A 12775-nucleotide genomic window follows, 5' to 3' on the forward strand; every position below is an offset into this window, starting at 1 on the left:
CACTCGCCTACCGCTCGTGCACGTCGTTCGTCGCCGCGATCTTCTTCCATGACTTCGGCGGTACGCCGGCCACCGCGGCCCCCGCGACAAAGACGCCGCGCGCCGCGGACACCGTCGGCTTCGACGGCTGGAACAGCCAGGTGTCGAACAGCGGTCCCAGCGGCTTCCCGGACACCTGCTCGGCGTACGTCCGGAAATCGGCGACCGACGCGTTGCCGTAGGCGTACTTCTGCGGCCACCCCTTCAGGACGGTGAAGAACGACTCGTCCCCGATCTCGTTCCGCAGCGCCTGAAGGGCCAGCGCGCCCCGGTCGTAGACCGCGGCGTGGAACTGGTTCTCCGGGCCGGGATCCCCGGGCTTCACCGTCCAGAACGGGTCGTCGGCAGGGTGCGAGGCGTACACGTGGTCGGCGAGTTCCTGTGCCGTGCCCTCGCCCTCGTGCTCTGACCACAGCCACTGCGCGTACCGCGCGAAACCCTCGCTGATCCAGATGTCCTTCCAGCCGGAGACGGACACCAGATCGCCGTACCACTGGTGGGCGAGCTCGTGCACGACCACGGAGGTGTTCGACCCGTTCGCGAACTGCCGCGGGCTGTAGAAGGGCCGGGTCTGCGTCTCCAGCGCGTACCCGGTGGTCACGTTCGGCACGTACCCGCCGAGCGCGTTGAACGGATACGGCCCGAAGTGCCCGGTCAGCCAGTCAGCGATCTCCCCGGTCCGCTCGACACTCGCCCGAGCCGCGCCGTCGTTGTCACCGAGGTCCTTGCTGTAGGCGTTGACGACCGGGATGCCGCTCTCGGTCGTGCCGGTGGTGATGTCGAACCTGCCGACGGCCAGCGTCGCCAGATACGTGGCCTGCGGCTTGTTCGACCGCCAGCTGTACCGGGTCCAGCCGGCTCGCGAACTCGTGGACTGCAGCGTGCCGTTGGAGATCGCCTGGGTGCCGTCCGGAACCTGCACCGAAACGTCGTAGGTGGCCTTGTCGAGGGGGTGGTCGTTGCTGGGGAACCACCACCAGGCCGCCTCGGGCTCGTTCGCCCCGACACCGCCGTCCGGAGTCCGGTGCCAGCTGGTGAAGCCGTACGCCTGCTTCGACGAGGGCACCCCGCTGTAGCGCACCACGACGGTGATCGCCGTTCCCTTGGACAGGGGCGTCTGCGGCGTGATCTCCAGCTCGTGCTCTCCGGAGGTCGCGAAGGACGCCCTCTCACCGTTGACCCGCACCTCGCCGACGTCCAGCAGGAGGTCCAGGTCGAACCGGGACAGGTCCTGCGTGGTACGGGCCAGCAGGGTCGCCGTGCCCTCCAACTCGTCCGTGTCCGGCTGGTACTTCAGCCGCAGGTCGTAGTGGGAGACGTCGTATCCGCCGTTGCCGTAGTCCGGGTAGTACGGATCGCCGATCCCCGGGGCGCCGGGGGTGTGACTCGCGGCCGATGCCGGGATCGCCAGCAGTACGGTCGCCGCGGCGACAGCGCCCGGCGCGAAGAATCTGCGGTGCACGAAAGCTCCAAGTCGTAGGGGCACCAAGTCTGTTCGCAGCCTATTCAGTCCCTGTGAGCCCTGGCCTGTGCACGGCCACCCCTGTCACACGAATGCCATTCGGCCGTCATGAGCCTCTTCCCGGAAGCCCCTTGCACACCACCCGCGCGTGATTGCCCTCTTCTGCACGGGAGTTGACCGATGTACCGTCCCGCGCATGCCGACACCCATGCGCCTCACGACCTGGAGATCGCTCGCCTCGGTGGCCGTCGCAGCCCTGACGGCCGCCCTCCTCACCCCGGCCGTGGCCCACCCGGCCCCGCGCGAGAGCCGGCCCGTCTACTCGTACGAGAACGCCGTCCGCGAAGCCGTCTGGGTGGACACCGGACTCGACGGCGACGGCGACGGGAGGACCGACCGCGTCGCCGCCGACATAGTCCGCCCGCGCGAACCCGCCCAGCAGGGCCGCAAGGTACCCGTGATCATGGACGCCAGCCCGTACTACTCCTGCTGCGGGCGTGGCAACGAGAGCCAGCTCAAGACCTATGACGCCCAGGGCAACGTCGTCCAGGCGCCGCTGTTCTACGACAACTACTTCGTGCCGCGCGGCTACGCCTTCGTCGGTGTCGACCTCGCCGGCACCAACCGTTCCGACGGCTGTGTGGACGTCGGCGGACGCTCCGACATCCAGTCCGCGAAGGCCGTCGTCGACTGGCTGAACGGCCGCGGCAAGGCCTACACCACCCGCACCGGCAGCACCCGCGCCGAGGCGACCTGGACCAACGGCCGAACCGGCATGATCGGCAAGAGCTGGGACGGCACCATCGCCAACGGCGTGGCCGCCACCGGCGTCAAGGGCCTGAAGACCATCGTGCCGATCAGTGCCATCTCCACCTGGTACGACTACTACTTCTCCAAGGGCGCCCCCCTCTACGACTCCGGCCCCGACTGGCTGTCCGACTACGTCGACAGCCCCGACGCCCGCGCCAGGTGCGCCACCGTCCAGCAGAAACTCGTCGACGGGGCCCCGCGCACCGGTGACCTGACCGGACTGTGGGCCGAGCGCGACTACATCAAGGCCGCCTCGAAGGTGAAGGCGAGCGTCTTCCTGATCCACGGCATGCAGGACCTCAACGTCCGGATGCAGCACGTCGGTCCGTGGTGGGACGCCCTCGCGAAGAACGGCGTCGAGCGCAAGATCTGGCTCTCCCAGACCGGTCACGTCGACCCGTTCGACTTCCGCCGCGCCACCTGGGTCGACACCCTGCACCGCTGGTTCGACCACGAACTCCTCGGCTACGACAACGGCATCGACCGCGAGCCGATGGCCGACATCGAACGCCACCCCGACCAGTGGGTCACCTCGACGGCATGGCCGCCGCGCGGCACCGGCGCCACGACCCTGCGCCCCGCCGAAGGCGGCCAGGAGGGCGCCGGCACGCTCGGCCTGCGCAAGGGCACCGGCACCGAGACCTTCACCGACGACCCGCAGCTGAGCGAGACCGACTGGGCCGCCCGGATCGACAGCTCGACCCCGGACAAGGCGGGCTTCACCACCGGACCGCTCACCCGGGACCTGCGCCTGTCCGGTTCCTCCAAGGTCACCGTCACCGCCACCCCGACCACCTCCACGGCCCACCTGTCCGCCGTCCTGGTGGACCTCGGCCCCGACACCATCCGTGACTACGGCGCCGCCGGCGAAGGCATCAGCACGCTCACCGACCGCACCTGCTGGGGCGCGAGCACCACCGGCGACAGCGCCTGCTTCAAGGAGACCCGGGCGAAGACCACCGCCGTCGACCAGACGGTCGTCAGCCGCGGCTGGGCCGACCTCGGCAACCACGCGTCCGCTGCGAAGGGCCGTCCGCTCACCCCGGGCAAGGCGTACACCATCACCCTCGACCTGGGCGCCACCGACCACGTCGTCCCGGCCGGACACCGCCTCGCCCTGATCGTCGCGGGCACCGACAAGGACCTCATCGACCCGCCGTCCACCAGGCCCACGCTCACCCTCGACCTGTCCCGCACCTCGGCCCGCGTCCCGTTCGTCGGCGGAACGGCCGCCTTCGCCCACGCCACCACCGGCTCCATGACCGCGGCGCCCGAGGCCACCACCCTCGACGGCGTGACCGCGCCGCGCGGCACCCAGCGCATCCCTGGAGGAGGCCGATGATCCGCGCCCTGACCCTCACGACCGCGGCCCTGGCCGCCTCCCTGGTCGCGGTGCCGGCACCCGCCACGGAGGCACCGCCCCGCACCGGATTCGAGCAGTCGCACGGCGCCCGCTGGACGTCCCAGCCCGAGGAACAGAGTTTCCTCGCCGCCGTCGACCGGGCGAGCGCACGTGTCTCCGTCACCCCCATCGGGACGACGAAACAGGGCCGCCCCCTCCAACTCGTCCGGATCGGCGCCGGGCACGCCCCGAACAAGGTGCTGCTCATGTGCAGCCAGCACGGCGACGAACCGTCCGGCCGAGAGGCCTGCCTGACCACGATCCGCGACCTGGCGTATGCGAAGGACCGCCCGACCCGACGGTTCCTGGAACGCACCACCCTGCTCGTCGTCCCGACCGCCAATCCCGACGGCCGCGCCGCAGACACTCGCGGCAACAGCGACGGAATCGACGTCAACCGTGACCACCTCGCCCTGAAGACCGCCGAGGGACGCGCGACGGCCGCGGTCATCCGGGACCAACGCCCCGACCTGATCTACGACTTGCACGAGTACGGAGCCACACCCCCGTACTACGACAAGGACCTCTTCGACCTGTGGCCGCGCAACCTCAACACGGACGCGGCCGTCCACGACGAGGCCGAGACCCTGTCCGAGGCCTACGTCCGCCCCGCCGCGCGCGGTGCCGGGTACTCGACCGGCACGTACGGCATCTGGACCGACCCCGACACCGGCGAGCCGATCCGGCAGGTCGCCGGGGACGGGCAGGAGCGCATCCTGCGGAACATGTCCGGCGTCAAGCACGCGCTCGGCCTGCTCATAGAGAGCCGGGTCGAGCCGCTCGCGGACGTCACGGAGGCGGCCAACAACCGACGCCGGGTCGACTCCCAACTGGCCGCCCTCAAGGGCCTGGTGCGGTTCACCGACGAACGCAGGACCCGGGTCGAGACGGTGACGGACTCGGCCCGGCGCGCCGGTCACACCGACACCGGACCCGTCTACCTCGGCGGCGCCGACAACGATCCGCCGGAACCGGCCGAGGTGATCCAGGACCCGCCCTGCGGCTACCGGCTCACCACCGACCAGTACGCCGAGGTCAAGGACGAACTCGCCCTGCACGGAGTGCGGACGAAGGGCACCTACGTCCCGCTCCGCCAGTCCCTGCGCGCCCTCGTCCCGCTGCTCCTCGACGAACGCGCCCCGTACCACCTCACGGCCGCCGAGGCGGTCACCGACTGCTGACCCGCCCACGGGCCTTACGCGTAGGAGGCGGCGGTCAGTTCCGCCGCCTCCTACGCGCATCCCCCGGGCGCCCGCCCAGGCGAGCGCCTCGTCCAGGTCCGCCTCGCCCTCTACCCCTTCGACCATGCGTACGCCGGTCACCGACCGTTCGACCGGATCCCGCGTCCGCACCCGCCGATCGCGCGGCGGCGTCATCCCCCATCACACCGCCGACCACCACGACACCGGCCTCCAGCTCGCCCTCCACGCGGGGACTTCGGCGGAATACGTCATGCCGTGCTCATACTGGTCCCGGTCTGGGGATACTCACAGCATGTCTGCCGCATACGCGACCTTCGGCCTGGCACCGGCGATGCGTGCCGGTGGAGTCCTCGCCGACGGTGGCTACCAGGTGCACCGGGACTTCGTGGACTTCATCGTCGACGGACGCCCGCTGCTCTTCCAGCTCTCCGACCTCGACGCCGTCTCCCCACTCGCCTCCGACGTCCCGCCCGCGATCTTCACCGCCCAGGTCCGCAGCCTGCTCCTGGAGACCGGGGCGCCGCTGCCCGACGGCCGCTACGTCGTCTACGGCTGCCCCGAGTGCGAGGACCTGGCGTGCGGTGCCGTCACCGCCGTGATCGAACACGACGGTGACGACTTCGTCTGGCGGGACTTCGCCTGGCAGACGGACCAGCGCGCCGACCTGGAGCTCAACGGCTACCACGGCATCGGCCCGTTCCGTTTCCGCGGCGCCGAGTACCGCTCCGCGCTGGCCGCCCTGCTGGACGGTGCCGCACCCGACGCGCACCGCCGCCGGGTCCTGCTGATCGGCGCCCGCGTCGCCCTGTTGGCCAAGCTCGCCGCCGCGCTGCGCACCATCGGCATCGGCGCCGACATCACCCGCGACGCACAGGATGTCCACGCCGACGAACTGCGCGGCTACGGCGCCGTCGTCTTCGGCCGCGCGATCACCCAGGAGGAACGTGCCGCCGTACGCCACTCCTTCGCACAGGCCGGCGTCGAGGTCGCCTACGTGGACGGCCTCGCCCCGATCGTGCCCCTCCTCGTCGCCCAGATCGAGCACGCCCTCGACCGCGGCCCGGCCGAGCGGCGCCGCCTCACCCGCCTGGTCGCCGCCGACGGCGAGGCGGGCGTCGAGGTCACCTCCCCGTGCCGGGTCCGCCTCACCGCGTACCGCCTCGACCGCCTCTACCGCACCCACACTCACGAGCTCTTCGACGGTGTCCTGGAAGCGGGCAGCCACCGGATCGCCCTGGACGCCAAGGCGGTGAAGGGGGAGTCCTTCGTGGTGGCGCGGACCTCGGGGAGTGTCCTGGTGGAGGCGATCGCGCACTGAGAACCGGGGCGCGGGCCGCCGAGGACGCACATTAGGATCGGCGGTCTGATGACTGCCACTCTCGTCGCCAAGAACCTCACCGCCGGGCACGGCGACCGCTCCCTGTTCGCCGGGCTCGACCTCGTCGTAGCGCCCGGTGATGTGATCGGGCTGGTCGGAGCCAACGGCGCCGGAAAGTCCACCCTGCTCAGGCTGCTCGCCGGGCTGAGCACGCCGGAGGAGGGGGAGCTCAAGCTGTCCCCGCCGACGGCGACCGTCGGGCATCTGCCGCAGGAGCCGGAACGCCGGCCGGGGGAGACCGTGCGGGAGTTCCTGGCCCGACGCACCGGCGTGGCCGAGGCCCAGCGGGTGATGGACGAGGCCACCCAGGCCCTCGTCGACGGGGCACCGGGCGCGGACGACGCGTACGCCACGAGCCTGGAGCGATGGCTCGGCCTCGGCGGCGCCGACCTGGACGAGCGGGCCGAGGAGGTCGCCGACTCGCTCGGCCTGACCGTGGACCTGGACCAGCCGATGACGGCCCTGTCCGGCGGCCAGGCCGCCCGAGCCGGACTGGCCTCGCTGCTCCTGTCCCGCTACGACGTCTTCCTCCTCGACGAGCCGACCAACGACCTCGACCTGGACGGCCTGGAGCGCCTCGAACGCTTCGTGAGCGGGCTGCGCGCCGGCACCGTCGTGGTCAGCCACGACCGGGAGTTCCTCACCCGCACGGTCACCAAGGTCCTCGAACTCGACCTCGCACAGCAGCAGATCACTCTGTACGGCGGCGGCTACGAGGGCTATCTGGAGGAGCGGGACGTGGCGCGCCGGCACGCCCGCGAGGACTTCGAGGAGTACGCCGACAAGCGGTCCGCGCTGGAAGGGCGCGCCCAGATGCAGCGCTCCTGGATGGACAAGGGCGTCAAGAACGCACGGCGCAAGGCGGGCAACGACAACGACAAGATCGGCCGCAAGTTCCGCAGCGAGGCCAGCGAGAAACAGGCCTCCAAGGCCCGGCAGACGCAGCGCATGATCGAGCGTCTCGACGTGGTCGAGGAGCCCCGCAAGGAGTGGGAACTGCGCATGGAGATCGCGGCGGCCCCGCGGTCCGGCTCGGTCGTCGCGACCCTGCGGGACGCCGAGGTACGGCGCGGCGACTTCGTGCTCGGGCCGGTGTCCCTGCAGATCGACTGGGCGGACCGGATCGCGGTGACCGGCGCGAACGGCTCGGGCAAGTCCACCCTGCTGGGCGCCCTGCTGGGCCGTGTCCCGGTGGACGCCGGCTCCGCCTCCCTCGGCTCCGGGGTCCTGGTCGGCGAGGTCGACCAGGCCCGGAAGCTGTTCCACGGCTCGGAGTCCCTGCTGGACGCCTTCGGCGCGGCCGTCCCGGACACCGAACCGGCCGAGGTCCGCACCCTCCTGGCCAAGTTCGGCCTCAAGGCGGAACACGTCCTGCGTCCGGCCTCGACCCTCTCCCCGGGCGAACGCACCCGGGCCGCGCTGGCCCTGCTCCAGGGCCGGGGCGTCAACCTCCTGGTCCTCGACGAGCCGACCAACCACCTCGACCTGCCGGCCATCGAACAACTGGAGTCGGCGCTCGACTCCTACGAGGGCACGCTGCTCCTGGTGACCCACGACCGCCGGATGCTCGACGCCGTCCACACCACTCGGCGTCTGGAGGTGGCGGCGGGGAAGGTGACGGAGCGCTGACCTACGGGGCGGCGCGACGTGTGAGGTCGACATGACGGCCCCCTACGAGGGGACCGGGCCCGGACTCCGGCGACGCCGGAGTCCGGGCCCGGGCGCTCAGCGCCGGCCCTTGTTCGGGTCGGTGAGCCCCGCGCGGCGCAGGGCGTCCGCCATCGCGCTGTTGGCGGGCGGCGGCGCCTGACGCGAGCCACCGCCGCCACCGCCACCGCGGTTCTGCCGCTGCTGCGGAGGACGCCCGCCCCGCTGCCGCCGCTCGCCCCCGCCCGAGCCCTGCTGCCGCTCCTGCGGAGCCGCCTCGTCCTCGAGCCGCAGCGTCAGCGAGATCCGCTTGCGCGGGATGTCGACGTCGAGGACCTTCACCTTGACGATGTCGCCCGGCTTCACCACGTCCCGCGGGTCCTTGACGAACGTCTTCGACATCGCGGAGACGTGCACCAGCCCGTCCTGGTGGACACCGACGTCCACGAACGCCCCGAACGCCGCCACGTTGGTGACCACACCCTCCAGGATCATCCCGGAGGCCAGGTCGGCGAGCTTCTCGACACCGTCCTTGAAGGTGGCCGTCTTGAACGCGGGCCGCGGGTCGCGTCCCGGCTTCTCCAGCTCCTTGAGGATGTCCGTCACGGTCGGCAGACCGAAGGTGTCGTCCACGAACTCCCGCGCCTTCAGCGAGCGCAGCACACCGGTGTTGCCGACCAGCGAGGCGACCGCCTGCCCGGACGTCTTCACCATCCTCCGCACCACCGGATACGCCTCCGGGTGCACGCTGGACGCGTCGAGCGGGTCGTCGCCGCCGCGGATACGGAGGAAGCCCGCGCACTGCTCGTACGCCTTCGGGCCCAGCCGTGCCACGCCCTTCAGCTGGGTGCGCGACTTGAAGGGCCCGTTGGCGTCGCGGTGCGACACGATGTTCTCGGCGAGCCCCGAGGTGATGCCGGAGACGCGGGACAGCAGCGGGGCCGAGGCCGTGTTGACGTCGACACCGACGCCGTTCACACAGTCCTCCACCACCGCGTCCAGCGAACGCGACAGCTTCACCTCGGACAGGTCGTGCTGGTACTGGCCGACCCCGATGGACTTCGGGTCGATCTTCACCAGCTCGGCCAGCGGGTCCTGGAGCCGGCGCGCGATCGACACGGCTCCGCGCAGCGACACGTCCATGTCGGGCAGCTCCTGCGAGGCGAACGCGGAGGCCGAGTACACCGAAGCGCCCGCCTCGGACACCATCACCTTGGTGAGCTTCAACTCCGGGTGCTTGGTGATGAGTTCACCGGCGAGCTTGTCGGTCTCGCGGGACGCCGTGCCGTTGCCGATCGCGACCAGCTCGACCGCGTGCTCCTTCGCGAGGCGCGCCAGCTTGGCGATCGCCTCGTCCCACCGGTTCGCCGGGACGTGCGGGTGGATGACGTCCGTCGCGACCACCTTGCCGGTGGCGTCGACGACGGCGACCTTCACGCCCGTACGGAAACCCGGGTCCAGGCCGAGTGTGGCGCGGGTGCCGGCCGGCGCGGCGAGCAGCAGGTCGCGCAGGTTCGCGGCGAAGACGTTCACCGCCTCGTCCTCGGCGGCCGTGCGCAGCCGCAGCCTGAGGTCGATGCCCAGGTGCACGAGGAGCCGGGTGCGCCACGCCCAACGGACGGTGTCCTGCAGCCACTTGTCACCGGGACGGCCCCGGTCGGCGATGCCGAAACGGTGCGCGACCATTCCCTCGTACGAGGACGGCCCGGGCTGCTCGGAGGGCTCCTCCGGCTCCAGGACGAGATCGAGGACCTCCTCCTTCTCGCCGCGCAGCATCGCCAGGACGCGGTGCGAGGGCAGCTCGGTGAACGGCTGGGAGAAGTCGAAGTAGTCGGCGAACTTGGCGCCCGCCTCCTCCTTGCCGTCCCGGACCTTGGCGGCCAGCCGCCCCCGCACCCACATGCGCTCGCGCAGCTCGCCGATCAGGTCGGCGTCCTCGGAGAACCGCTCGGTGAGGATCGACCGGGCGCCGTCGAGGGCGGCCTGCGGATCGGCGACGCCCTTGTCGGCGTCGACGAACGCGGCTGCCGCGGCGAGCGGGTCCACGCTCGGGTCGCCGAGCAGCCCCTCGGCCAGCGGCTCCAGGCCCGCCTCGCGCGCGATCTGCGCCTTGGTGCGCCGCTTCGGCTTGAACGGCAGGTAGATGTCCTCCAGGCGCGCCTTGGTCTCGGCACCCCGGATCCGCGCCTCCAGCTCCTCGGTGAGCTTGCCCTGCTCGCGCACCGACTCGAGGATCGCCGTCCGGCGCTCCTCCAGCTCCCGCAGATAACGCAGCCGCTCCTCGAGCGTGCGCAGCTGCGCGTCGTCGAGCATCTCGGTCGCTTCCTTGCGGTAGCGGGCGATGAAGGGAACCGTGGAACCGCCGTCCAGCAGCTCCACGGCAGCCTTGACCTGCCGCTCCCGTACGCCGAGTTCCTCGGCGATCCTGCCTTCGATGGACCCTACTTCGATGGATCCGGGTGTCGTCACGATCCCGTACCGCCTTCTCCACTGGGGTTGCGCGGCAATTGTGGCAGGTGGCACCGACACCTGGGGATCAGGGCGGTCTCCCGGCGGGCCGGGAGGGGCCGCCGCCCGCGGCGTGTCGCCGCGGGCCCGGCGAACGTTCCGGGACTCAGGCCCGGCGGGTCGAGCTCGACGCGCCGCCGAAGAGGCGGGCCAGTGCCCGGAAGGGCAGCGTCACGACGGTGGCGATGGCCCCACCGATCTGGCGCAGTACGTCTGCGATCGCACGGAACACGAGTTTCCCCTTTCCTCTCCCGGCCACCACGACCGGGAGGAAGCGGGTACCTCGCGAACGGCCGGGCATGCTTCGCAGCCGTGACAGAAATGATCAGCGCTTGCCGAGCAGGTCCGCCGGGAAGGCGCCGGCGGCGAGCGCGGCGCGTGCGAAACCCGTGCCGAGCTCGGTCAGGCGCGCCACGCCGTCCGCGCCCAGGTGCTCGTACGGGGCCCGGTCCAGCCGGTCCGTCTCCCGCTCGATCTCCTCGCGCAGCGCGAGCCCGCGCTCGGTCAGTTCGCCGTCCTCGTCCAGCAGGCCGCGCCCGAGCAGCCGCCCGGCCGCGGCGTCCCACTCCTCCCGGGTCCAGCCACGGGTGTCGGACACCCACTTCGGCGTCATGCCCTTGCCGGTCGCCGTGTGGGTGACCACGGCCTCCAGGCCGTCGAGCTCCGCGGACACCAGAACGGCGAGGTGCCCGTCGCCCCGGTGTTCGCGCAGCAGGGTGGCCGTGTGCCAGTAGGCAAGGTGCGGCTCCTTCGGCACCGGCAGGTCGGCGTGCGCGGAGTACAGCGGGCGACCGCCGCGCGAGCAGGCCTCGGCGGCGCGCAGGGCCAGACCGGCGGCCTCCGCCATCTCCTTCGACGTCACCGCCTCCTCGCCCAGCAGACGGCGCAGCGTCGCGTCGACGGCACGCGCGCGTGCCGCCAGGACCTGCTCGGGCGTGGCGGTCTCCCACACCGCGGGCACGTGCCGGGCCACCAGCTCGTGCTTGTAGTTGTAGAACGCCGCCGTCACCGCGCCGGCCCCGACCGGCCCCAACGCGGCCGCCCGTACCGCGAAGTTGACGGCCCGCGGGTGCGTGACACCGATCGCGCCCAGCTCCCGGCCCAGGTCGGGGGAGAAGTAGTGCGTCGCGTGCAGGGAGTTGAGGACGTTGTGGCAGCGGCGGCCGGCGCGCGGGTCCAGGGCAACGGTAGTCATGACGTGCAGGTTACCGACCGGTCGGTACCTCTTCCAGGTCCAGGGCCGGCTCCAGGTCGAGGTCGAGGCCGAGGTCCTGATCCTGGAGCTGTCGGATGGCAGGAAAGGTGGGCTCTTCGTCATTGCGGCCATCCTCGTGTCCCCGAAGAATCGTGTGCATGGCGCAGCGAACCGTTCTCGTCGTCCTCTTCGACGGCGTCCAGAGCCTGGACGTCACCGGCCCCCTGGAAGTCTTCGCCGGTGCCGAGCAGCACACCCCGGGCACGTACCGCCTCCGCACGGCCGCCATGGACGGCGCCCCCGTGCGCACCTCCAGCGGCCTGACCCTCGTACCGGACGAGGCCCTCGACAACGCACCCGACCCGCACACCCTGCTGGTGCCGGGCGGGCAGGGCACCAGCGGCCCCGACCGGCGGCTGACCGACTGGCTGCGCGACCACGGCCCACGCGCCCGGCGTCTGGTCTCCGTGTGCACCGGGGCCATCCGGCTCGCCGAGGCCGGACTGCTGGACGGCTGCCGCGCCACGACCCACTGGGCGTACTGCGACCGGCTAGCCCGCGACCACCCGGCCGTCGAGGTGGACCCGGACCCCATCTACGTGCGCGACGGACACGTCTCCACCTCCGCCGGCGTCACCTCGGGCATCGACCTCGCGCTCGCCCTGGTCGAGGAGGACCTGGGCCGGGACGCGGCCCTTGCCATAGCCCGCCACCTGGTCGTCTTCCTGCGCCGACCCGGCAACCAGGCCCAGTTCAGCGCCCAGCTCTCCGCCCAGACAGCCCAGCGCGAGCCGCTGCGGGAAGTCCAGCAGTGGATCACCGAGCACCCCGCCGCCGACCTGACCGTGGAGTCCCTCGCCGAACGCGCCAGCCTCTCGCCCCGTCACTTCGCCCGGGCCTTTCGCGTCGAGACCGGGACGACCCCCGGCCGATACGTCGACCGGGTCCGGCTCGAACACGCCCGCCGCCTCCTGGAGGACACCTCCGACGGCGTCGAGGAAGTCTCCCGTGCCAGCGGTTACGGCACCCCCGAGGCCATGCGCCGCGCCTTCGTCAAGACCCTCGGGGCAGCCCCGGCCGAGTACCGCCGCCGGTTCCGCCCCGCCGCCCGCTGATCGCCCACTGGAAGGAA

The 12775-nt window shown here is 71.7% G+C and carries 9 protein-coding genes; 5 read left to right on the forward strand and 4 right to left on the reverse strand.

Annotation, left to right across the window (positions count from 1 at the left end; translation table 11 throughout):
• Positions 1 to 7: 7 nt before the first annotated feature.
• A complete protein-coding gene (locus OHA64_RS40875) occupies positions 8 to 1501 on the reverse strand; it encodes a M1 family metallopeptidase (protein WP_405622176.1) in 1494 nt (497 codons plus the stop codon).
• A gap of 196 nt (positions 1502 to 1697) precedes the next feature.
• Between OHA64_RS40875 and OHA64_RS40880 the strand changes: the two genes are divergently transcribed.
• From OHA64_RS40880 to OHA64_RS40895, 4 genes are all read left to right on the forward strand, one after another.
• A complete protein-coding gene (locus OHA64_RS40880; protein ID WP_405622178.1) occupies positions 1698 to 3653 on the forward strand; it encodes a Xaa-Pro dipeptidyl-peptidase in 1956 nt (651 codons plus the stop codon).
• Positions 3650 to 4894: a M14 family metallocarboxypeptidase gene (locus OHA64_RS40885; protein ID WP_405622180.1), complete on the forward strand. Its 1245-nt coding sequence runs from the start codon at positions 3650 to 3652 to the stop codon at positions 4892 to 4894. Before OHA64_RS40880 ends, OHA64_RS40885 begins: the two co-directional genes overlap by 4 nt.
• A gap of 313 nt (positions 4895 to 5207) precedes the next feature.
• Positions 5208 to 6233, forward strand: coding sequence for an oxidoreductase (locus tag OHA64_RS40890; protein ID WP_405622182.1), 1026 nt, complete (start codon positions 5208 to 5210; stop codon positions 6231 to 6233).
• Between the two features lie 48 nt (positions 6234 to 6281).
• On the forward strand, positions 6282 to 7922 hold the full coding sequence (locus OHA64_RS40895) for an ABC-F family ATP-binding cassette domain-containing protein (protein ID WP_405622184.1): 1641 nt from the start codon (positions 6282 to 6284) through the stop codon (positions 7920 to 7922).
• A gap of 96 nt (positions 7923 to 8018) precedes the next feature.
• Here the strand turns inward: OHA64_RS40895 and OHA64_RS40900 are convergent, their stop codons facing one another.
• From OHA64_RS40900 to OHA64_RS40910, 3 genes are all read right to left on the reverse strand, one after another.
• Entirely contained in the window at positions 8019 to 10409 is a 2391-nt protein-coding gene (locus tag OHA64_RS40900; RefSeq protein WP_405622186.1) for a Tex family protein, read from the reverse strand.
• A gap of 145 nt (positions 10410 to 10554) precedes the next feature.
• Positions 10555 to 10680: an LPFR motif small protein gene (locus OHA64_RS40905; RefSeq protein ID WP_267889763.1), complete on the reverse strand. Its 126-nt coding sequence runs from the start codon at positions 10678 to 10680 to the stop codon at positions 10555 to 10557.
• A 93-nt stretch (positions 10681 to 10773) separates the two neighbouring features.
• The gene (locus tag OHA64_RS40910) at positions 10774 to 11643 is read right to left on the reverse strand and encodes an SCO6745 family protein (protein ID WP_405622188.1); all 870 of its coding nucleotides are present in this window, start codon (positions 11641 to 11643) and stop codon (positions 10774 to 10776) included.
• A 158-nt stretch (positions 11644 to 11801) separates the two neighbouring features.
• On the opposite strand from OHA64_RS40910, the gene OHA64_RS40915 reads away from it, so the two are divergent.
• Positions 11802 to 12758 carry a GlxA family transcriptional regulator gene (locus OHA64_RS40915; protein WP_405622190.1) on the forward strand — a complete coding sequence of 319 codons (957 nt, stop codon included), beginning with the start codon at positions 11802 to 11804 and terminating at the stop codon, positions 12756 to 12758.
• Positions 12759 to 12775: the final 17 nt, after the last annotated feature.

It is taken from the genome of Streptomyces sp. NBC_00076, assembly GCF_045041235.1.
Lineage (GTDB): Bacteria > Actinomycetota > Actinomycetes > Streptomycetales > Streptomycetaceae > Streptomyces.